The sequence below is a fragment of the Picosynechococcus sp. PCC 7002 genome (assembly GCF_963860125.1).
Taxonomy (GTDB): domain Bacteria; phylum Cyanobacteriota; class Cyanobacteriia; order Cyanobacteriales; family MRBY01; genus MRBY01.
The window spans coordinates 1,444,342-1,466,163 of the sequence record NZ_CAWLFA010000001.1 but is presented as its reverse complement, the minus strand read 5'-3'; the positions used below and the strand labels follow the sequence as shown (position 1 = coordinate 1,466,163).

At 50.3% G+C, this 21,822-nt stretch carries 13 protein-coding genes, 2 tRNA genes and 2 rRNA genes; 4 read left to right on the top strand and 13 right to left on the bottom strand.

The genetic code is table 11. The features are described from left to right. Window positions 1–7 precede the first annotated feature (7 nt). The 9 genes from AACQ84_RS07125 to ruvB all read right to left on the bottom strand — a co-directional run bounded on the left by AACQ84_RS07125 (window position 8) and on the right by ruvB (window position 10,631). A 23S ribosomal RNA gene (locus AACQ84_RS07125) occupies window positions 8–2,819 on the bottom strand. A 207-nt stretch (window positions 2,820–3,026) separates the two neighbouring features. After that, window positions 3,027–3,102, bottom strand: a tRNA-Ala gene (locus AACQ84_RS07120). 39 nt (window positions 3,103–3,141) lie between these two features. Next, window positions 3,142–3,215: transfer RNA gene (locus tag AACQ84_RS07115), tRNA-Ile, on the bottom strand. A gap of 121 nt (window positions 3,216–3,336) precedes the next feature. Beyond that, a 16S ribosomal RNA gene (locus AACQ84_RS07110) occupies window positions 3,337–4,826 on the bottom strand. The 16S and 23S rRNA genes sit together here with 2 tRNA genes alongside, the layout of an rRNA operon. A 507-nt stretch (window positions 4,827–5,333) precedes the next feature. Next, the gene (gltX, locus tag AACQ84_RS07105; protein WP_012307013.1) at window positions 5,334–6,779 is read right to left on the bottom strand and encodes a glutamate--tRNA ligase; all 1,446 of its coding nucleotides are present in this window, start codon (window positions 6,777–6,779) and stop codon (window positions 5,334–5,336) included. A gap of 168 nt (window positions 6,780–6,947) precedes the next feature. Next, on the bottom strand, window positions 6,948–7,160 hold the full coding sequence (locus AACQ84_RS07100) for a photosystem I reaction center subunit IV (protein ID WP_012307012.1): 213 nt from the start codon (window positions 7,158–7,160) through the stop codon (window positions 6,948–6,950). 99 nt (window positions 7,161–7,259) lie between these two features. Beyond that, the gene (locus AACQ84_RS07095; RefSeq protein ID WP_012307011.1) at window positions 7,260–7,877 is read right to left on the bottom strand and encodes a DUF6391 domain-containing protein; all 618 of its coding nucleotides are present in this window, start codon (window positions 7,875–7,877) and stop codon (window positions 7,260–7,262) included. 62 nt (window positions 7,878–7,939) lie between these two features. Then, window positions 7,940–9,436, bottom strand: coding sequence for a site-2 protease family protein (locus AACQ84_RS07090; RefSeq protein ID WP_012307010.1), 1,497 nt, complete (start codon window positions 9,434–9,436; stop codon window positions 7,940–7,942). 103 nt (window positions 9,437–9,539) lie between these two features. After that, window positions 9,540–10,631, bottom strand: a complete 1,092-nt coding sequence (ruvB, locus tag AACQ84_RS07085; protein WP_012307009.1) for a Holliday junction branch migration DNA helicase RuvB — start codon at window positions 10,629–10,631, stop codon at window positions 9,540–9,542. 163 nt (window positions 10,632–10,794) lie between these two features. Here ruvB and AACQ84_RS07080 point away from each other — a divergent pair, with 163 nt between their 5' ends. Next, entirely contained in the window at window positions 10,795–12,024 is a 1,230-nt protein-coding gene (locus tag AACQ84_RS07080) for a sugar phosphate nucleotidyltransferase (RefSeq protein ID WP_012307008.1), read from the top strand. Here AACQ84_RS07080 and AACQ84_RS07075 read toward each other — a convergent pair. Then, window positions 12,001–13,458, bottom strand: coding sequence for an ankyrin repeat domain-containing protein (locus AACQ84_RS07075; protein WP_041443481.1), 1,458 nt, complete (start codon window positions 13,456–13,458; stop codon window positions 12,001–12,003). The two genes, AACQ84_RS07080 and AACQ84_RS07075, sit on opposite strands and share 24 nt — an antisense overlap. A 158-nt stretch (window positions 13,459–13,616) precedes the next feature. On the opposite strand from AACQ84_RS07075, the gene AACQ84_RS07070 reads away from it, so the two are divergent. Continuing rightward, window positions 13,617–14,087 carry a DUF4079 domain-containing protein gene (locus AACQ84_RS07070; protein WP_012307006.1) on the top strand — a complete coding sequence of 157 codons (471 nt, stop codon included), beginning with the start codon at window positions 13,617–13,619 and terminating at the stop codon, window positions 14,085–14,087. Here AACQ84_RS07070 and AACQ84_RS07065 read toward each other — a convergent pair. Beyond that, window positions 14,071–14,847 carry a DUF1997 domain-containing protein gene (locus tag AACQ84_RS07065; protein WP_143589351.1) on the bottom strand — a complete coding sequence of 259 codons (777 nt, stop codon included), beginning with the start codon at window positions 14,845–14,847 and terminating at the stop codon, window positions 14,071–14,073. The two genes, AACQ84_RS07070 and AACQ84_RS07065, sit on opposite strands and share 17 nt — an antisense overlap. A 145-nt stretch (window positions 14,848–14,992) precedes the next feature. Here AACQ84_RS07065 and AACQ84_RS07060 point away from each other — a divergent pair, with 145 nt between their 5' ends. Then, on the top strand, window positions 14,993–15,655 hold the full coding sequence (locus AACQ84_RS07060) for an SDR family oxidoreductase (RefSeq protein WP_012307004.1): 663 nt from the start codon (window positions 14,993–14,995) through the stop codon (window positions 15,653–15,655). 146 nt (window positions 15,656–15,801) lie between these two features. Beyond that, window positions 15,802–17,805: a DICT sensory domain-containing protein gene (locus AACQ84_RS07055; RefSeq protein ID WP_012307003.1), complete on the top strand. Its 2,004-nt coding sequence runs from the start codon at window positions 15,802–15,804 to the stop codon at window positions 17,803–17,805. Window positions 17,806–18,092: 287 nt separating this feature from the next. Here AACQ84_RS07055 and AACQ84_RS07050 read toward each other — a convergent pair whose 3' ends face one another. Both AACQ84_RS07050 and AACQ84_RS07045 read right to left on the bottom strand, forming a co-directional pair. Beyond that, window positions 18,093–18,674 (bottom strand): thioredoxin family protein, encoded by a 582-nt coding sequence (locus AACQ84_RS07050; RefSeq protein ID WP_012307002.1) that lies wholly within the window; start codon window positions 18,672–18,674, stop codon window positions 18,093–18,095. A gap of 62 nt (window positions 18,675–18,736) precedes the next feature. Further along, a complete protein-coding gene (locus AACQ84_RS07045; RefSeq protein ID WP_012307001.1) occupies window positions 18,737–21,796 on the bottom strand; it encodes a PAS domain S-box protein in 3,060 nt (1,019 codons plus the stop codon). Between the last annotated feature and the right edge of the window lie 26 nt (window positions 21,797–21,822).

Sequence of the window (21,822 nt, the reverse complement as noted above, 5' to 3'; positions counted from 1 at the left end):
TCTGTTTAAGGACAAGCCCTCGGTCTGTTAGGACATCTCGGCTCCATATGTTGCCACACTTCCACCTAATGCCTATTAACGGGTGTTCTTCCCGTGACCTTACTGGATTAACTCCATGAGAGCACTCATCTTGAGGTGGGCTTCCCACTTAGATGCTTTCAGCGGTTATCCGCTCCGCACTTGGCTACCCTGCGTTTACCGTTGGCACGATAACAGGTACACCAGCGGTGCGTCCTTCCCGGTCCTCTCGTACTAAGGAAGACTCCTCTCAATGCTCTTACGCCTGCACCGGATATGGACCGAACTGTCTCACGACGTTCTGAACCCAGCTCACGTACCGCTTTAATGGGCGAACAGCCCAACCCTTGGGACCTACTTCAGCCCCAGGTTGCGATGAGCCGACATCGAGGTGCCAAACCTCCCCGTCGATGTGAACTCTTGGGGGAGATCAGCCTGTTATCCCTAGAGTAACTTTTATCCGTTGAGCGACGGCCCTTCCACGCAGCGCCGTCGGATCACTAAAACCGACTTTCGTCCCTGCTTGACTTGTAGGTCTCGCAGTCAAGCTCCCTTCTGCTTTTGCACTCGATGGCTGATTTCCAACCAGCCTGAGGGAACCTTTGTGCGCCTCCGTTATCATTTAGGAGGCGACCGCCCCAGTCAAACTGCCCACCTGATACTGTCCTTTCACCGGCTTCACGGTTTAAAGTTAGAATTCTAGCCTTGTTAGAGTGGTATCTCACCAGTGACTCCATTACTCCCACAAGAGTAATCTCAACGTCTCCCACCTATCCTGCGCAAACAAAGCCCGAACCCAATACCAAGCTACAGTAAAGCTTCATAGGGTCTTTCTGTCCAGGTGCAGGTAGTCCGTATCTTCACAGACAATCCTATTTCGCCGAGCCTCTCTCCGAGACAGTGCCCAGATCGTTACGCCTTTCGTGCGGGTCGGAACTTACCCGACAAGGAATTTCGCTACCTTAGGACCGTTATAGTTACGGCCGCCGTTCACCGGGGCTTCGGTCGTCAGCTTCGCCTAAGCTAACCAACTTCCTTAACCTTCCGGCACTGGGCAGGCGTCAGCCCCTATACGTCCTCTTACGAGTTTGCAGAGACCTGTGTTTTTGGTAAACAGTCGCCTGGGCCTCTTCACTGCGACCAGCTCTCGCTGGCACTCCTTCTCCCAAAGTTACGGAGCAATTTTGCCGAGTTCCTTAGAGAGAGTTACCTCGCGCCCCTCGGTATACTCTACCACCCTACCTGTGTCGGTTTCGGGTACGGGTCCTGTGCTTTCAACACATAACTAGCTTTTCTAGGCACTATCCTTTACTACGCGGAGACCGTAGTCTCCTCCCAATCCATTCAGGGTGTAGCTATCTTTCATGCGTCATAGTTATGCTCCCACACAGGAGTTGAGGAATATTAACCTCATGTCCATCGACTACGCCTTTCGGCCTCGCCTTAGGTCCCGACTAACCCTCCGCGGACGAGCCTTCCGGAGGAACCCTTAGGGTTTCGGGGTATGTGATTCTCACACATATTTTCGCTACTTAAGCCGACATTCTCACTTCTATACAGTCCACATCTGCTCACCGCTAATGCTTCACACCATATAGAACGCTCCCCTACCACTCTTTCGAGTCCGCAGCTTCGGTAACTTGCTTAGCCCCGTTCATTTTCGGCGCAGGAGCGCTTGACCAGTGAGCTATTACGCACTCTTTCAAGGATTGCTGCTTCTAGGCAAACCTCCTGGTTGTCTATGCACTCCCACCTCCTTTATCACTTAGCAAGTATTTTGGGACCTTAGCTGGCGGTCTGGGCTGTTTCCCTCTCGACGATGAAGCTTATCCCCCACCGTCTTACTGGCTGAATTTTACATGGTATTCTTAGTTTGTCTCACTTTGGTACCGCTCTCGCAGCCCGCAGCGAAACAGTGCTTTACCCCCATGCAAGGAAACCAACCGCTGCGCCTAAACACATTTCGGGGAGAACCAGCTAGCTCCGGGTTCGATTGGCATTTCACCCCTAACCACAGCTCATCCGCTCCTTTTTCAACAGAAGTCGGTTCGGACCTCCACTTGGTATTACCCAAGCTTCATCCTGGCCATGGTTAGATCACCCGGGTTCGGGTCTACAAACTGTGACTAACGCCCTTTTCAGACTCGTTTTCACTTTGGCTTCGGCTTTTCACCTTAACCTGCCACAGCCTGTAAGTCGCCGGCTCATTCTTCAACAGGCACACGGTCAGACGTTAAATCGTCCTCCCATTGCTTGTAGGCTAACGGTTTCATGTTCTATTTCACTCCCCTCCCGGGGTTCTTTTCACCTTTCCCTCGCGGTACTTTTACACTATCGGTCACACAGTAGTATTTAGCCTTACGAGGTGGTCCTCGCTGATTCAACCGGAATTTCACGTGCTCCGGCCTACTCGGGATACAGTTAGGCTACTTCGATTTTCGACTACAGGACTTTCACCTTCTTTGGTGTAGCTTTCAACTACTTCGTCTAACCTCTATAGTCCACATCACTGTCCCACAACCCCAACCGCCTAAGCAGTTGGTTTAGGCTCTTCCCGCTTCGCTCGCCGCTACTAAGGGAATCGATTTTTCTTTCTCTTCCTTCAGCTACTAAGATGTTTCAATTCGCTGAGTTGGCTCATACCATCCTATATATTCAGATGGCTGTATTTAGGGTTGCCCCATTCGGAAACCTCCGGCTCAATGCTTGCTTCCAGCTCCCCGGAGTATATCGTCGGTAACCACGTCCTTCATCGCCTCTGTGTGCCTAGGTATCCACCGTTAGCCCTTTGTAGCTTGACCTTTTTTTCGAGGTCAGACTCTTGGCTATTTTTGGATTGTTTGTACTTTCGTACTTTCCTACCTAGCTATTATTTCGACTATCTAATATTTTTTTGTGCAGTTTTCAAGGTGCTTTGCTGAAATTTCTTTCAGCATTCAACAACATCTTTTGTCTTTTCTTTTAGACTGTGGTGTTGATGCTGAGTTTGTTTCATCATTTCGTGGTTTTGGTGGAGGTAAGCGGACTCGAACCGCTGACATCCTGCTTGCAAAGCAGGCGCTCTACCAACTGAGCTATACCCCCATTGATATCAACAATTGATGATTATCAACGGTTGATAAGTGGGCCATCCTGGACTTGAACCAGGGACCTCACCCTTATCAGGGGTGCGCTCTAACCACCTGAGCTAATAGCCCATGTCCACGAACCTAAATTTGAAAGTGACTCCCGTTTCTCCCCCTCGCACGACCTTCGAGATGACCTTACTGCGTTCTATTTGCTGATTGCTTTCAAACTTCAGTAGGTTAGGTCTCCCTAAAAGGAGGTGATCCAGCCACACCTTCCGGTACGGCTACCTTGTTACGACTTCACCCCAGTCACTAGCACTGCCTTCGGCGCCCTCCTCCGCGAACGGTTAGAGTAACGACTTCGGGCGTTGCCAGCTTCCATGGTGTGACGGGCGGTGTGTACAAGGCCCGGGAACGGATTCACCGCAGTATGCTGACCTGCGATTACTAGCGATTCCTCCTTCATGCAGGCGAGTTGCAGCCTGCAATCTGAACTGAGGCCGGGTTTGATGAGATTCGCTTGCCCTCGCGGGGTTGCTGCCCTTTGTCCCGACCATTGTAGTACGTGTGTAGCCCAAAATGTAAGGGGCATGATGACTTGACGTCATCCCCACCTTCCTCCGAGTTGTCCCCGGCAGTCTCCCTAGAGTGCCCAACTTAATGCTGGCAACTAAGGACGAGGGTTGCGCTCGTTGCGGGACTTAACCCAACATCTCACGACACGAGCTGACGACAGCCATGCACCACCTGTCTCCGTGCTCCCGAAGGCACTCTCGCATCTCTGCAAGATTCACGGGATGTCAAATCTTGGTAAGGTTCTTCGCGTTGCATCGAATTAAACCACATACTCCACCGCTTGTGCGGGCCCCCGTCAATTCCTTTGAGTTTCACACTTGCGTGCGTACTCCCCAGGCGGGATACTTAACGCGTTAGCTTCGGCACTGTCCGGGTCGATACAGACAACGCCTAGTATCCATCGTTTACGGCTAAGACTACAGGGGTATCTAATCCCTTTCGCTACCTTAGCTTTCGTCCCTCAGTGTCAGTTACGGTCCAGTAGAGCGCTTTCGCCACCGGTGTTCTTCCCAATATCTACGCATTTCACCGCTACACTGGGAATTCCCTCTACCCCTACCGTACTCAAGTCACACAGTTTCCACCGCCGATCCACAGTTAAGCTGTGGGCTTTGACAGCAGACTTGCATGACCACCTACGGACTCTTTACGCCCAATAATTCCGGATAACGCTTGCACCCTCCGTATTACCGCGGCTGCTGGCACGGAGTTAGCCGGTGCTTATTCCTCAAGTACCGTCATTTATTCTTCCTTGAGAAAAGAGGTTTACAATCCAAAGACCTTCCTCCCTCACGCGGTATTGCTCCGTCAGGCTTTCGCCCATTGCGGAAAATTCCCCACTGCTGCCTCCCGTAGGAGTCTGGGCCGTGTCTCAGTCCCAGTGTGGCTGCTCATCCTCTCAGACCAGCTACTGATCGTCGCCTTGGTGGTCCCTTACACCACCAACTAGCTAATCAGACGCGAGCTCATCTTCAGGCCAAAAAAGATTTCACCTCTCGGCATATCGGGTATTAGCAGTCGTTTCCAACTGTTGTCCCCGTCCTGAAGGCAGATTCTCACGCGTTACTCACCCGTCCGCCACTAAGCCCGAAGGCTTCGTTCGACTTGCATGTGTTAGGCATACCGCCAGCGTTCATCCTGAGCCAGGATCAAACTCTCCATATTAGACTCCTTACTCATTCCTTGGAATTTTCATTCGCCTTTATCAAGAGATGTTTTTTTAAGGCTCTCTTTATCCTTAACTAAGTTCCTTGGTATCGATTGTTTCAATCTCAACCAGCTCACTTGTTATAATCTTGTTTAAAACAAGGGGGCGGATAGTCACTTTCAAATTCTATTCTTTTGTCTCGGTTCGGGGCGGCGGTTCAGTGCGTCTCTCTCAACCGCGCTTAACTATATTAACCACACTCCCCAGAGATGTCAACACCTTTTTTGAAAAGTTTTTTCGGTATTTGGACAGGAAACTCCTGAAGTGCCCTCAGAGCAAGGGGTTTGGCGGCTGGAAAAAATTTGGAATTTCAAGTTCTTAAGCCCCTCAATCTGGATTTGACAACCACCTCCCTACGTTTGCTCTCGATTAGGTGAGGATTTAAAAAAAACCTCCTTCCTCATTTCACTGATGAGTACCAGAGGTCTTCTTGGATTTGAAAACCAAATCCCTACGATGGCGAGCTAGATCGAGGCGATCGCCTGATTGAGTCTTTCGATATCCCAACCTTTTTGGTGGAGGAGTACCCAGGATTGCATGAGATCGGGGCCTTGGAGTTCGCCCATCAGCCCGGCACGCATGGATTTCATGACGACACCTTTTTTGACGCCATGGGCTTTGGTGGCTTGGTTAATGAGTGCTTTTGCCTCATCGGGGGTGAAATTAGTACTGGCTTGGATGTTTTGGAGGATTTCCTGGAGAATCACTTTAACGCCTTCGGTTTGGAGTTGGGCCGTGGCTTTTTCGTCTAAGGTGATGCTGTCACCAAAAAGAAGTCGGGTTTCTTGGGTAACATCGGCCAAGCGGGTGAGGCTGGGCGCAACGAGGGCGACGAGGGACTCTAGCCAGGGGCGATCGCCTAGATAATCTCCGTAACCTGCTGCTTGTAAATAAGGGATAAGCAGATCAGTCAGGGCGGGGATCGGCATTTGGTGGAGGTACTGGGCATTAATCCAATCGAGCTTGTCCCAGTCAAATTTTGCGCCAGCTTTATTGACCCGCTCTAGGGAAAATTCCTTCGCAGCTTCTTCGAGGGTAAAAATTTCTTGGGTTGAGTCGGTCGGCGTCCAGCCCAAAAGACTCATATAGTTGGCGATCGCCTGGGGGAGAAATCCCATTTGGCGAAAATCATCAATAGATGTCACCCCATCCCGTTTCGACAATTTACGTCCCTCTTGATTGAGGATTAAGGGTGTGTGGGCAAACTGAGGTACTGCCGCGCCGAGGGCTTCATATAAAAGAATTTGTTTAGCGGTATTAGCGATGTGGTCTTCCCCTCGAATCACGTGGGAGATTTGCATATCAATATCATCAACCACCACCGCAAGATTATATAGAGGCTGACCAAAAGACTCATCCCCTTCAGGGGTGCGGGCAATCACCATGTCACCACCGAGATCACTACCTTTCCAAGTCATGGTGCCTCGGATCAGATCTTGCCAAACGATTTGCTGGGCATCGTCAATTTTGAAGCGAATCACGGGTTTACGACCTTGGGCTTCAAATTCAGCTCGCTGCGCCTCCGTTAAGTTGCGGTGACGATTGTCATAGCGGGGCGCTTGATTATTCGCTTTTTGTTGTTCCCGCATCGCCTCAAGTTCTGCGGGGGTACAGTAACAACGATAGGCAAGACCTTGATCTAAAAGGGTTTGGATTGCTGCTTTGTATTGATCCAGCCGTTGGGTTTGGAAAAAAGGGCCTTCATCCCAGTGCAAACCGAGCCATTGGAGACCCGTTTTAATGTTTTCGGTGTATTCGGGCTTAGACCGTTCCAAATCGGTATCTTCAACCCGGAGGACAAAGGTACCGCCATGGTGATGGGCAAAAAGCCAATTAAAGACAGCAGTTCTAGCTGTCCCGATGTGGAGATTTCCGGTGGGACTTGGGGCAATACGAACGCGAACAGTCACGGGGTTAATCCTTTGTTGTAGTGGTTTAATTTAATCTTTGTGGTGGCTATTTTCCCATTGTCCTTTAGGAATTTGAAGGGGCATATAAAAACACCGCCCCGCAAAGAGACGATGTTGGTTGTGTGTTTAATATCAAAAATGGGTTTTTAAAAAGAGAGACAGAGGGGCTTAGCCAACGACTTCGAGTTCATGCTCAGCGAAGTTGTTGGTGTTTAGACCACCAGCACTACCGCTAAAGCCGTTGTAGTTGACTTTGTTAAAGCGAACAATGACGGGATAGATAATACCGCTTTTATCAATGCTTGCTACTGTGCCGACATCGCCGTACCAGTAGGATTCTTTCCGGAGAATTTTAACTTTGGATCCGCGTTCGATAGCCATGCTTATGTTCCTTTAAAGCGATTACTAAAGAGTGTAGTTAGACTTAGATAACAGCCTACTATCGGATAGGGGTTTTCAGGCACTTGAAGTGTTTAAGTTTTATTGCGCGTCCTGCCACCGTAATCGGACAAAATGGCTTGGATTTCCACTCTCGTCCGTGTTTTCTTGGATTTCTTCGAGGGCGAGATTGAGGGGAATCGCGGTGGTGATGTGCTGTTGGGCATATTTACCGAGATCAGGGGCGATCGCCCAGGCTGTGGCAGCAGCAGTCCCCATACCAAAGAGTTGGGTGAGGGGATCTTTGGGGAGCAACCAAGCGGCTCCACCAGCTAATCCTGCTGTTAGTAGTAGAGTGACAGAGATATTGGTGCCGCAGCGAGGATGAATCGCTAAATTCCATTCCCCAGACCGGAGGCGATCGCCGGCTGTACTGACCGCCCGGTAAAGATCGGTTTTATCCACGCCACCAAATAAATAAAACCCTTGCCCCGTGGACATTCCACTTAATTCCGCGTAGTGGTGACGCCAGGCCGTTGGGTAGCGTTCTGCCAATTCTGTAAGCACCCAGACCGTTCCATGTTCGAGGGCATGGGCCTGGCGAATAAAGAGCAGCTCCCTCAGACCGGGCACAAAATCCAATTGCGCGATTAAATTTTGATCTTGACTGGCCTGCGGTGAAAACCAGTCACCATCCCAGAAAAAATTATGCGCTGTCATTGCTGTTGTTATCCTTTACTGAAAAAATTTTGTCCATCAAAGCTTGAATTTTCCCCAAGAGGTTATGCGCCGATCCCCAATTGTCCCGCCAAGCTGGGACTCAAGGGAATTAAAGTCACCAGCATCAAAAATAAAGCGACTAATCCCAGGATCGCCCGGGTATCGTTAGGTTCCAATAGTTCATTGAGGCTGGGGCGTTCTGCTTCCCGTTGTAAAAAAATAATAATCAAAGCCCAGTAGAGGGGAATGGGGTTTGCTGGGTTAAACAAAGCCACTAGCCCCAATACCACGAGGGTAGCAATGGTAGTACGACGAGCTGTTTTACGGCCATAAATAGCCTGGATAATGCGGCCTCCGTCTAAACAACCTGCGGGGAGTAAATTTAACGCTGTAATCACAAGGCCCAACCAGCCCAGAATCGTCAAGGGATGAATCGCCACAATCGCTTGTTGCAACCCATCGCCTAGGAAAATGCGCGCCAGGGTACCCACCAACACTGAACCCTGGAAAAATTGACTGGGAACTTTAAATAAACTATCCGGGTTAGAGAGTCCGAACCCCCCCAAGAGGAGCAAAAGGGAAATTAGCCCCCCTGCCGCTGGGCCAGCAAAGGCAATGTCAAAGAGTGCTGTCCGGTTCGGGAGCAGGGATTCAAAGCGGGTAATCGCCCCAAAAGAAGCAATCTGCCAGTTGGGGAGGAAAAAAGGAATGCTGAGTTTGACATTATATTTTCGGCTCGTGACCCAGTGGCCTAGTTCGTGAACGCCCAAGATGAGCCACATCCCTAGGCTGAGGGGCAAGACCTCGGTATAACGCTGCCAATTGCTAAAGAAATCAAAGCCTTTAAGGACACCAATCGCTTCTAGGGTCGTCGCCAGGGTGGCAACAAGTAAGACTAAAGCGACATTTTTCTGGGCGAGACTCGTGGTTTTTGGGTCGTTACTGCTCGGTAAGATGACAATCACTGGTTTGCCTTCTGGGTCTTCGACTAAGAAAAGGCGGTATTTATCCCCCAGGCGATCGCCTAATTTTTCCGTCAGCTTTTGGTGGGCCTCTTCGGGTTCCCCCCGCAAATTTCCCTTGAAAATGGCCCCTTCTTGGTAGGGAATTGCTTCTGTGGCAAAAAATGTGTCAATGCCAAAAATACCTTTAATGGTTTGGAGATCCTCTGGATTAATGGGTTGAATTTCGGGTTCGGTCGCCAGATCTGCTGGGGCTTGTGTCGAGGATTCTGTGGCTTGAGTTTCAGTTTGGAGGCGTTCTAGGGCCTGTTTGCGAATCATCTCCCCCTGGCCTGCCTCTCGGCGTAGATTACCTAAATAGATATAGGCTCCCGCCGAAGCCACCAAAATCAGCACCACACCAATGAGATCCAGGCTCACCCCTAAAAGAATGCAACTCAATAGCACCAACCAGGGAACCGTAATCGCGAGGGATTGTCCCCAGGCCAATAACCCTAAGCGTCCCGCTTTTTGCGATCGCCGATAGCCCCACAAAACCGTACCCAAAGCCGCGAAAATAAGCAGTATTAATGCTGAGGTTGCCGGGGAAAAATCCATAATAAAGTTGCGTTGATCGTCCAAATTTCAAGTGTTTTCCCTATTTTAGAAGGATTTCTCCAGAAAGAAATTTCGAGGCCGCCACCCGCAAGACTCGTTAAAACTAGGGTAAAAAGTCGAGTTGGGTGCTTTGTTCCACCGGGATTAAACCGAGATGCTGTCTCGCTTTTGCGCTCACTATCCGTCCCCGGGGCGTGCGATTTAAAAAGCCAATTTGGAGTAAGTAAGGTTCGTAGACCTCTTCAATGGTCTTGCTGTCCTCACCAGTAGCCGCGGCGATCGCCTCTAAACCCACCGGGCCACCCCCAAAATGATTGAGCATGGTTTCTAGGATTAGACGATCTGTCCAGTCCAATCCCAAAGCATCAACGTTGTACAGATCCAAAGCCGTTGCCGCCACCGTTTGGGAAATTTCTCCATAGCCTTTGACCTGGGCATAATCCCGGATTCGCCGTAACAGACGGTTGGCAATGCGAGGCGTCCCCCGCGCCCGACGGGCAATCTCTAAAGCGCCCTCTGGGGTAATGGGCTGCTCAAGGATCAAGGCACTGCGATGGACGATGGCAATCAATTCATCGACCTCATAAAAACGTAACCGTTGAATCAAGCCAAAGCGATCGCGCAGGGGAGATGTTAATGCCCCCACTTTGGTTGTCGCGCCAATCAAAGTAAAAGGCTTCAGGGGAATACTACGGGTTCTGGCACTGACTCCTTTGCCAATGGTGACATCTAAGCGGCCATCTTCCATCGCTGGATAGAGCAATTCTTCGGCCATACGATTGAGACGGTGGATTTCATCGATAAACAAAATGTCGCCAGCCTCTAGGCCCACCAAGAGGCCACTAATATCACGGGGGCGTTCCAGGGCCGGGGCAGCGGTAATTTTACAGTTCACCCCCATTTCTGCGGCTAAAATCAAGGACATGGTTGTCTTCCCTAACCCAGGGGGGCCATACAGCAACATGTGATCGAGGGGTTCGCGGCGGGCTTTGGCAGCGGCGATCGCAATACCCAATACTTCCTTGAGATCCTTTTGACCCAGGTAATCTCCCAGACGTTGGGGACGAATGCGATCCTCATTGGCCGATTGTTCCTGGTCTTCGGGCAGGGCTTGACTCGTGGTGAGGGCATCTCTACCCAAAGCCGGATCACGTTTAGGCGGGAGACCATGGCCTTGGTTGCGTTTAATCGCCATTGCTGTAGACAGAAAACAACTGTCACTCCATCCTAAACTGAATCTTTTGGGAAATGCGGGCATTTAGGGAAAGGAACACCTTTCGGTAAAATAAAGACCAAATCTTCCGAGGCTTTGCGCCATTTAGCCTGAAAACAGTCATTGTTCGAGGACAATACCATTCATGAAAGCCATGATTCTGGCAGCGGGTAAAGGAACCAGGGTTCGTCCGATTACCTACACCATCCCCAAGCCCCTCATTCCAATTCTGCAAAAACCCGTGATGGAATTTTTGCTGGATCTGCTCGCTCAACATGGCTTTGATCAGATTATGGTAAATGTGAGCCATCTCGCCCACGAAATTGAAGGCTACTTTAAGGATGGTCAACGCTACGGGGTACATCTGGCTTATTCCTTTGAAGGCAGTATCCAAGACGGAGAATTACAGGGGGCTGCCCTCGGTTCCGCCGGGGGGTTGCGGAAGATCCAAGATTTTCATCCATTTTTTGACGATACTTTTGTGGTGCTTTGTGGTGATGCTCTGATTGATCTAGACCTCACAGCAGCGGTGCGATGGCATCGCGAAAAGGGGGCGATCGCCACCGTAATCACCAAATCTGTCCCCAAAGAAGCGGTCTCTAGCTATGGCGTTGTGGTCACAGATGATGAAGACCGGATTCTCAGTTTCCAAGAAAAGCCCAGCGTTACCGAAGCTCTCAGCACGAAAATTAATACCGGGATCTATATTTTTGAGCCGGAAGTAATCGATTTTATTCCCCCCAACTGCGAATTCGACATTGGTGGTCAACTGTTTCCAAAGCTTGTGGCGGCCAATGCACCTTTTTACGCCCTAGATATGGACTTTGAGTGGGTAGATATTGGCAAAGTCCCTGACTATTGGCAGGCGATTCAGAGCGTGCTCCAGGGCAAGATCAAAAATGTGCCCATTCCCGGCATCGAAGTCAAACCAGGAGTTTATACGGGCCTGAATGTGGCCGTCAACTGGGATAAAGTCGAGATCCAAGGCCCTGTCTACATTGGCGGCATGACCCGCATTGAAGATGGGGCAAAAATTATTGGCCCGACCATGATTGGCCCCAGCTGTTGGATTTGTGCAGGCGCGACCGTTGAAAGTAGTGTAATTTTTGAATATTCCCGCTTGGGCTCAGGGGTACGCCTCAAAGATAAATTGGTCTTTGGGCGCTACTGTGTTGATAAAACGGGGGCAACCATTGATCTGCAAAAAGCAGCCCTGGACTGGTGGATTACGGATGTACGCCATGCGCATCCCCCCACGGCACCGGTGAAAAATCCCCATGTGGTCGAATCCTTGGAAATTGAAGAATTTTTAAATAGCTCTGGCCTAGCGGAGGACTGTCCCCAATCGCCATCATCTCGCCCCAGCAGCCTTTAAGAGCTTCACAACGGTCTTACATTGGTTAAACTGGGCAATTTTAAGGGCTGTGTCGCCCCGTTTGTTTTGGGCATTGAGATCTAAATCTGGACACCGTTCGAGGAGCAACTGAACAACGGCATGGTGATCCCGGTGGGCTGCCCACATTAAGGCTGTGGCTTGGTGTTTATCTTTGATATTGGCATCGGCTCCCGCCTTTAACAGCACTTCAATGACTGCTTGATAACCGCAATCGCCCGCTTCCATCAGGAGGGTTTTGCCGTTGGGGAGACGTTCATCAGGATTAGCTCCCCTCGCGAGGAAAAGTTCGAGGAGTTCCAGCTTGCCTTGGTTGAAGGCGATCAGGAGCGCATTTTCTCCTTCGTTTTGGTAGTGGAGGTCTGCACCTTGGTCGAGAAGAAGTTGGGCGATCGCCCTTTGCCCCTGGTAGGCAGCAACCAGGAGGGGGGTATCACCTTGGTGGTTGGCTAGGTTCACCGCAGCATTTTGGCGGAGTAAATATTCGACAATATCGTAGTGGCCTTCGAGGGTTGCTAAATGGAGAGTTGTGTCGCCTGCTGCATCGGTGCTATTGGGATTTAATTGATGCTTAAGCAAATATTGCACCAAGGCGAGATTGCCAGCAGCCCCCGCAAGAGGCAAAATATCCGGCTGAGTCAGGGTTGCCCCGGCCTGAACCAGACGTTGTGTGAGGGGCAAATTCCCCTGTTCGACGGCAAAAATAAGGGCCGTATCCCCATCGAGATCCGTGGCATTGACCGCCGCCCCAGCAGCCAACAGCATATCAACGACCTCATCGTAACCCGCAATAACTGCGTGCATGAGGGGGGTCTTCCCGTCACTACTGGGGAGATTCACATTTAACCCGGCCTTGAGTAGAACTTCTAAACTGGCGATCGCCCGCTCCGACACGGCCACCGTCATCGCCCCTAGGCCTTGGTAAGGGTTAGCCCGCTGGGCCAGGAGTATCTGCACCACCACCGGGTGTTGCCCTTGAATCGCTAAATTCAGCGCCGTATCCCCATCAAAATCTTCGTGGTTAATCTTTGCCCCGGCCTTCAACAAAATTTCTACGGTGGCGATCGCCCCCCGATAGGCCGCCACCATCAGCGCGGTACTGCCATCTTCATTGGTGGCATTGGGATTAGCGCCGGCCCCAATCAAAAAATGTAGGACTGCCGTTTGTCCTGCCGCCGCCGCCACCATCAGCGCCGTGAGGCCATATTTTCCTCGTAATTCTAAATCTGCGCCGTGGGTGAGGCAGAGTTTAACGAGATCCAAAGCCCCAACTTGGCAGGCATACATCAAAGGACTCGTGCGATCGCCATCCAAGATATTGACTGGTACCCCCTGGGTGAGCAAGACGGCCACTCGATCCACATTTTGGGCGCGAATTGCCTGAAATAACTGGGCGCGGTCCACGGGGGCTGTCATCGCGAAACATACAATAAAGGTTAATTTCTATTGTAGAAGTATCCCGGATCGATCCTGTCCCAAGCCGTCCCAGATTCTAGTTGATAATTTCCATTTACCAGGGGAATCGGTTAAGTTTTATAAAGATTTCAGCATCCTGAACGAAGGAGAAAACACCCATGAGTTTTGAAATTCCAGAGTCCGTCAAAGTCTGGTCCCAGTTTGGTCACCCCATTATGATGTGGGTCTTGTTTGGGCTTTGTATTTATGCGATGTACCTTGGCATTCAGATCCGTCGCATCCGGAGTGCCGACAAAGAAGTCCGCAAAGAATTGGTCAAAAAACAATTTAACTTCAAGCACCACCAGGTGGGTTCGGCCCTGCTGGCATTTATGGTTTTGGGCACCATTGGCGGGATGGCCGTCACCTACATCAACAACGGGAAATTATTCGTTGGCCCCCACCTCCTCGTCGGTTTAGGGATGACCGGTTTAATTGCCATCTCAGCCTCTTTAGTGCCTTTTATGCAACGGGGCAACGACTTGGCGCGGGTAACCCACATTGGCTTGAATACGTTGCTGGTGGCTCTGTTTGGTTGGCAGGCCGTGAGTGGTATGGATATTGTGACGAAAATCATTGGCCGTCTGTAGGTAGCGTCCAGGCAAAATTTTCGGGGGGGACAGGGGCACTGTCCTCTTTTTTGTGGGTTTCTGGATTGTCTTCGGGGGGACGAATGACGGTACAACCCCGGCCACTCTTGAGGGGTAAGGGGAGATTGAAACAGTCGTGGAAGTCTTGCTGAACTTTTGTGGTGAGGCGCGGTGAAACCTGGGAAACAATGGTTGCGAGGAGGCGATCGCCAGTGGTTTTCAGTAGACCCTGGGGCAACTTGTAGATAAACCGGGGAAACTGAACCAGCACCTGTAAATGCAGCTCCCAATTCACCTGGGTAATCACCGGCGGCATCGGGCGATCGCCGAGTAGTTTGCGTGCCTGGGCATCGTTGGCAAGTACCTGTTCCCAGGGGAGATGGTCGAGGCACATCAGCGCATCATAATCAATGGCGTAGCCCTGGGACTGGGCCTCAGGGAGGGGCACATTGTACATTCTGTAGGCATTTTCAACGGGAGGATCAAAAACCACCGCCAGTTTTGGTTCTACTTCATAGCCAAAATTGCCAAACTTGCCCACCGTCAGAATATATCCATTCTCGGTGAGGGGTTCTACCTGCATCGGTTTTGCACAACGGTGGAACCAACCGCCATGGCGATCTAGGTACGCCGCGACTTCCTCTAGGGGCGCGTACATTTGCATGATCCCTCGATAGTGGGTCTCAAAATGCATCGGTGGCGTTTCGGGGTTACCGTCACCAAAGGCCGTGAATAGACGAGACGATTCCGCAGGGTTCATAGCAGCAAAAGACAAGAAATAAACTTGTTGTCCCTAAAATCATGCCCGCTTTTCTGTAAAGTTGCACCCCAAGACCGAGGAATTCAGGGTAATAATTGTAAATCGAAGGCAAATTTCCGCCAGCGATTTTAGGAGGTTAACGAGGATGAAAGTTTTAGTGGTCGGGGCGACGGGGGAAACGGGACGGCGCGTTGTCGAAACCCTAATCGCCCAAAATATCCCGGTGCGGGCCATGGTGCGGAATCTCAACAAAGGCAAAGAAATTTTGCCCTCGGACGCGGAATTGGTCGTTGGTGATCTCCTCGATAAAAAATCCCTCCCAGGGGCGATCGCCGACTGTGACCACATCATTTGTACCGCTGCCGCTCGACCCAGTTTGAACCCTGCCGCTTTTTTTCAAGTGGATTATGTCGGCACCAAATCGCTGATCGATGCCGCCGTAGCCCAGGGGGTCGAACAGTTTATCCTCGTAACGTCCCTTTGTGTGTCTAAATTTTTCCACCCGCTGAATCTATTTGGTCTGGTGTTGTTCTGGAAAAAACAAACCGAGGCTTACCTCATCAACAGTTCCCTCAATTACACGATTGTCCGTCCCGGTGGCTTGAATGCCGAAGCTGTAGCGCCCCTGGTGCTCGCCCAGGCCGATACGCTGTTTGAAGGACGAATTCCCCGGCAGCAGGTGGCAGAATTATGCGTGGCCGCCCTTGATCATCCCCAGGCGAATCGGCAAATTATTGAAGCGATTACGGACAGTGACCGTGAGTCTCAGCCGATCCCTGACCTGATTCGTGCCTTGGGCTCTGCGTAATGGCAGTAGAATCATCACCATTCATTCAGTTGCCAAATCCCCTAGAAAAATTGATCAATATTGGGTGATCAAGGATAATCTAGGGAATTCCTCTGGTCCATCGTTCGTAGAAGGCGACTATTCCTTTCGGGAAAAAGCATTTCTTAATGAGTATTCAAACCTCGGTTGTCAAACAATTATTTGAAGCCGTTCCCCATGGGCGATCGCAACTCTATTTCAAATCTTCCCTAACGGCACTCTCCCACGCGATGGAAGATCAAATCCTTGCAGGTCAAGATTCCCCCTTGGTGATCGCCAGCTTCCAGCAAGAAAGATACTACCGCCAGGAAGCAACCCGTTATCGTCGCATTGCCGATAAATCCCAACAGGTTTACGTCCTCGCGGCCCCAGAAACAGAATTTGAAAACGCTTCTGATGCCTACGAGCGCATTGCCTTTACGCCAGATGATGCCCTAAGCGAAGAGTGGCACCTCGTGGTGATTGGGGAAAATTTTGCCAGTTGTCTCCTCTGCCGAGAAAAACACAACAATTCTGAAAAAGGAGATCATTTCGCCGATAATGCCCGTCGTTTTGAAGGCATTTGGACCGAAGACCGCAACATTACCGAAAAAGCAGCGGAAATCCTCCTCGATCGCATTGCCCAATATCGCCCGGAGCTCCAGGAAAAAGTTCAAGCGGCCAAGGAAACTTACCTCCAAAATGGTCACCAAGATCTAACGGAACATCAGCCTAGTTCCACCGCCGATCCCTTTGTGCAGCGCTTGGTGAACTATCTCCAGGCGGGTCAATACAAAATCCTTAAAGCCAACCGCTCCCTGGCAAACAAAGAACAAAAGGAGCGTTTAATTAATACGGTCACAGCAGCCATTCGGCGATCGCTCGACACCGAAGACATCTTGCAATTGGCCGTCGAAAAATTAGGAGAAGGTCTCGGAGTCTGTCGCTGCATTATTTACCGTTGCAAAGAGTCGGACGAACAAGCCCAGATCCAGCATGAATTTCTCCATGGGGATCAAATTTCTGTAAAAGGTCGCAATTGGCCCCTGAAGGATAATCCCCTCTTTCAAAAAGTTGTCTCCCTGGGGGAAGCCCTCGGCATTGATAATACCGAGCAAGATCCAGACTTTATCAAAGACCAGCTAGAAACCCTCACCCAAACCTGTTCCATTGTCTCCTGGCTACTGGTGCCGGTACTCTACCAAGGGCGACTGATCGGCATGATCGAGTTACATCACTGCCACCCAGAGGCAATCCACTGGCGACAGGAAGATATTGCCCTTGTCGGGGCGATCGCCATCCAAGTAGGTGTGGCCCTAATTCAGGCCGAAGCCTACAACAACCTCGAAGAACTCAACGAACAATTGGCGGCCCTTGACCGTACCCGTTCTAACCTTGTGGCGATCACAGGCCATGAACTCCGGACACCTTTATCGACGATTCAAGTCTGCCTAGAAAGCCTTGCCAATGAGCCGGATATGCCGGAGGAACTGCGCCAGGTGATGCTAGATACCGCCCTCCAGGATGCAGAACGTCTGCGCACCCTCGTCCAGGATTTTCTGACCCTGTCCCAGCTCGAAAGTGGTCGGGTGGAGTGGAATATTGAACCCCTGATGCTCTATGAATGTGTGGAGCTGGCCATGAGCCACGTGCGGGCCAAACGTTATCAAAGTGGCGGTCAACCCCTGCCCCAACTGATCAATCAGGTTTCACCCGATTTGCCCCTCGTCCAAGCTGACGGAGAATGGCTCGTGGAGGTCATCGCCAAGTTGCTGGACAATGCCTGTAAATTTAGCGATGCCAAGCAGGGTCAAGTGGCGATCGCCATCACCGCCGAAGATCCCCATAAACTCACCGTGAGCATTATCGATAATGGCCGGGGCATTGAACCTAAACGCCTCGAAACCGTCTTTGATCGCTTTTACCAAGAAGAAGGGGCATTGCGACGGAGCGCTGGCGGCACTGGCTTAGGATTAGCGATTTGTCGCCAGATTGTCACCGCCTGGGGGGGAGCGATCTGGGCAGAATCCGAAGGCAAAAATCAGGGGAGTCAATTTTCCTTTACGGTGCCGGTCTTTGAAGAACCCAGCCCACCGAAAACGAACCAGACCAGCAAAACAAAAACGAAAACGAAGCGTTCCCGGCGTCGCTAACAAACGCTCACAAAACTGAGCAATTCACCTTAAGCTTTGTGAATATTCCCAACTAAATATCAGCATGGGCCTACAGAGGACTAAGGGCGCAGGACAATAAAGATAGAGGGACACCACAGAATCCACAGACTCCCTATCTGAGCGAGAGATCCCTGAGTGAAGTCCCAAGGAGGCTTTATGTTAAGCACCTATTTATTTCCAGATGGCACCCTGTACATTTTAGTAAAACTGCTTGTCCTGGCCCTCGTCATTTTGCTATGGCTGACGGTCAAGTCGTCCCCTGTGGTTTAGCCAAAATAACTGGGGGCATTGCCTGGTTTCCATTTGATATTGCAACCAAGGCTAGGCTTTTGGTTCGGATCAGGGGTTTCTTTTGCCAAAACAGCGGCGATCGCCTGGCGAAGATCAGCTCCCGTCACGGGCTTGTCATTACCGGGGCGGGCGTCGTCCAATTGGCCCCGATAGACCAGCTTTAAGTCCTGGTCGAAAAGGAAAAAATCAGGGGTACAGGCCGCTTGATAACTTTTGGCGATCGCCTGGGACTCATCATAGAGAATCGGAAAATTTAATTGGAGTGCTGCCGCCATTTCCTTGAGCTTTTCTGGGCCATCATCCGGATAATTCTCTGCATCATTGGCACTAATGGCGACAATGCCTAGATCCTGGGGGACGAAATCTACTCCCAACCGGGCTAGCTCATCCTGGACATGGATCACAAACGGACAGTGACGACACATAAAAATCACGAGCAAACCCGCTTTCCCCCGGAAATCTCCAAGGCTAACGGTTTTTCCGGTGGTGACATCCGGTAGGGCAAAATCAGGAGCCGGAGCACCCAAGGGAAGCATGGTGGATTCAGTGCGAGCCATAAAAAATCACCTCAATAATTGTGTGTAAGTTACTGGGACTGACGCAAACCATCAAAATCAATTTAGCGATCGCCTTCATAAACCCAAGTGAGATGAAGATGGGTCTGAAGCATCTCCAATAAATTTGAAAAATCCAGTGGTTTTTCTAAAAAAGCGTCAAAATCCGAATTTATATTATGCCAACCATGATCCAAAACATCCCCGGACATGGCGAAGATAGGGATTGTCCTAAATTTTTCGAGTTGACGAATCTGGTGGGCCATGGCTTGACCGTCCATCCGGGGCATCACCATCTCTGAAATGATGAGATCCACTGGATGGGCTTCTGCCACCATCAAACCATCTTTTCCGTTTTCGGCTTCGAGAATCTTAAAACCCAAAGGCATCAAGAAGTGTTTAATCACAGAACGATTAACCCAACGGCTATCCACAATCAGAATGGTCTGCCGGCGGCCCACATAACCAATAATTTGTAAGTGATCACGGGTCGCTTGATCCTCAGCAACCAGGGGAGGACTAACAAGCACCTCCGATAGTTCCAGGTCAAAGGAAAAACAACTCCCTTTGTTCGGATAACTCGTTAACTGGAGTTCACCCCCCATCATCGCCACTAATTTTTGGCTGATCGCTAATCCTAAACCTGTACCGTGGGGCCGACTGCGGCGATCGCCTATCTGTTCGAAGGGTAAGAAAATTTTCTGATGGTTTTCGGGGTCAATGCCGCAGCCTGTATCCCGAACCGCGAAGTGTACTCTGTGCCAGTGGTGCTTAGGAGATTTGGGGGGAGTCTGCGGGGGCTGGCTTAATTGAACGTCTAAAACAACGCTTCCCTGGTGGGTAAATTTAATCGCATTGCCCAATAGATTCAGCAACACTTGCCGGAGACGTTGATCATCGACCAGTAAATAATCGGGAATATCTGGATCAATATCGTAATTAAGGAGGAGTTGTTTTTCTGTGGCCTTGATCTGACAGGTTTGGATAATATCCAGAATAAAGTAATGGAATTGTACCGCCGTTGGAATTAGTTCTAGGCGTTGGGCTTCAATTTTAGAAAAGTCAAGCACATCGGCAATCAGGCGAAGGAGATGTTGGCCGCATTGTTCAATAATGCTCAAGCTGCTTTTTTGCTCTGCACTCAAGGATTCATCAAACATTAGGATTTGCGCGTAGCCCAAAATGCCATTCAAGGGTGTGCGCAGTTCGTGGCTCATATTAGCGAGAAACAGACTTTTTGCTCGGTTTGCTTCTTCGGCTTGTTTTTTGGCCGCTTGGAGGGCGAGTTCATCTGCTTTGCGATCCGTGACATCCATCGCCATGGTAATTTGCAGTTTACGCCCATCCGGCAGAGTGCCAAGGGGAGCACTACTAAAATCCCAGATGCGTTTTTCACCGTCTTTAGTGAGGATGGCATATTCACCGTCATGGGTAGAATTTTGGATCTCATAAACTTTCTCGATCCCCTGTAGGGCCGTCAGATATGCTTCACCGTAGGCTTTTGCTGCCCAGGCTGCGATCGTGGGAATTTCCGTGATGTCATAGCCAGTTAACACCGTCCAAGTACGATTGAGCTGCAAAATTTCACCATCACTGGCGTAGAGCAGAATGGGAAAGGGTGCGTCTTGAATCGCTCGGTAGAGACGTTGTTCACTTTCACCGAGGGCGGCATTGGCTTGTTTTTGCTGGGTGATGTCTTGGACAAAGATAAAAAATCGGCTTTGATCTTCGCTGAGGTCAGTGGTCAAACTCAGTTGCATTTCTCGGATCTGACCTTTTTTGTGTCGCCACTGTTGATAGAGTTTAAGTCTGCGGCGATCGCCCCATTCTGTGAGCAGTTGTGCGGGATCGAGGTTGTCGGTAATGAGCAGATCAAAAATTGAGCGTTGCAGCAATTCATCGCAGTCATAGCCTGTCATTTCACCCAGGGCTACGTTAACTTCGAGAAAATAGCCCCGATCATCTAAAACGGCATAACCATCAATGGCAGTTTCAATGGCCGTTAAATAACGGGAGGCACTAGCGGCACGGATCTGTGCTTTTTCGATTTCTGCTTCCCTGGCGATCGCCTCCAACTTAAAGCGCTGTAACCGCAGCATTTGGTAGCCCACCCAAAAAACAACCCCGATCAGTAAGCCCGATAGACCACTAATGGCGATCGCCAACTGACGAAAAGGGGCATTAGCCTCCCGGAGATTGACCTTATAAATCACAATCCAAGGGGCCTGGGTCGTTTCAAAGGAAGCCCCCACAACGAGGATATCTCGGTAATCAGTACCCCGCACCAAACGCCGAGACTGCAAAATTGCTTGGGTTGCGAGGAGAGAATCTTGATCCAGGGAACGACTTAACCGTAATGGTGGATCACTGGCAAACCGTAGGGGATTGAGGTAACGAATATTATTGCCTTCACGACGCACCAATAAGGTTTCAGCGGTGGTACTAGCATTGGCCGCTCGGTCTAACAGACTATATAAAAAATTCTGGGGATCTTTTTCTAAATATGCCGCCCCAATAAAATTATTTTGCTCATCATAGATGTAGGCTAAAACACCATAAACGGGCAAATCTTGATTATTGACTTTTAGGAGATTCAAGTCGATCAAGCGCACTTCTCCCCCAAGACTGGTTTGGTGATCTGCCTCCCTAAAAACTGTATTAATTTCCTGGGGTAAGGGATTTTGCACCCCCGTTTGCCAAACAGTTTGTCCCTGGCGGTTAAAAAAAACGATGCGTCGGTAATCGTAACTGGTTTGCACATCGAGGGCCAATTGGGTTAAATTCGCCTGTTGCTGTTGGACGATGGCGGAATTCGGCTCATTCGTCGCAAAGGCTTTGAGAGCATTAATGGTCGTGGGCCTTGAGGCAAGCACCCGGGCATCGCCTTTGCGTTCTAATAACCATTGATCAATTTGGGTCGCCTGGAGTTTAGCCACTCCCAAGAGATTGTCCTGTAGATCGAGTAACAGTTTTTCACTGAACCAACGAAAGCTAACAATACCACCAGCAACGACACCAACAACGGCGATCGCCAACCCCCAAGATAAATACCGGACATTGAAGCGCGCTTTGTACGGACTTTGATGTGACTGGGAATTCGGCAGCTTGGGGGAATCCTGGAACATTTGTCTGGGAAGCCGACTAGGATAAC

Coding starts and splice junctions, on each gene's coding strand:
- AACQ84_RS07100 (WP_012307012.1), bottom strand. CDS start 7,160: ATGGCTATCGAACGCGGATCCAAAGTTAAAATTCTCCGGAAAGAATCC.
- AACQ84_RS07095 (WP_012307011.1), bottom strand. CDS start 7,877: ATGACAGCGCATAATTTTTTCTGGGATGGTGACTGGTTTTCACCGCAG.
- AACQ84_RS07090 (WP_012307010.1), bottom strand. CDS start 9,436: ATGGATTTTTCCCCGGCAACCTCAGCATTAATACTGCTTATTTTCGCG.
- ruvB (WP_012307009.1), bottom strand. CDS start 10,631: ATGGCGATTAAACGCAACCAAGGCCATGGTCTCCCGCCTAAACGTGAT.
- AACQ84_RS07080 (WP_012307008.1), top strand. CDS start 10,795: ATGAAAGCCATGATTCTGGCAGCGGGTAAAGGAACCAGGGTTCGTCCG.
- AACQ84_RS07075 (WP_041443481.1), bottom strand. CDS start 13,458: ATGACAGCCCCCGTGGACCGCGCCCAGTTATTTCAGGCAATTCGCGCC.
- AACQ84_RS07070 (WP_012307006.1), top strand. CDS start 13,617: ATGAGTTTTGAAATTCCAGAGTCCGTCAAAGTCTGGTCCCAGTTTGGT.
- AACQ84_RS07065 (WP_143589351.1), bottom strand. CDS start 14,847: ATGAACCCTGCGGAATCGTCTCGTCTATTCACGGCCTTTGGTGACGGT.
- AACQ84_RS07060 (WP_012307004.1), top strand. CDS start 14,993: ATGAAAGTTTTAGTGGTCGGGGCGACGGGGGAAACGGGACGGCGCGTT.
- AACQ84_RS07055 (WP_012307003.1), top strand. CDS start 15,802: ATGAGTATTCAAACCTCGGTTGTCAAACAATTATTTGAAGCCGTTCCC.
- AACQ84_RS07050 (WP_012307002.1), bottom strand. CDS start 18,674: ATGGCTCGCACTGAATCCACCATGCTTCCCTTGGGTGCTCCGGCTCCT.
- AACQ84_RS07045 (WP_012307001.1), bottom strand. CDS start 21,796: ATGTTCCAGGATTCCCCCAAGCTGCCGAATTCCCAGTCACATCAAAGT.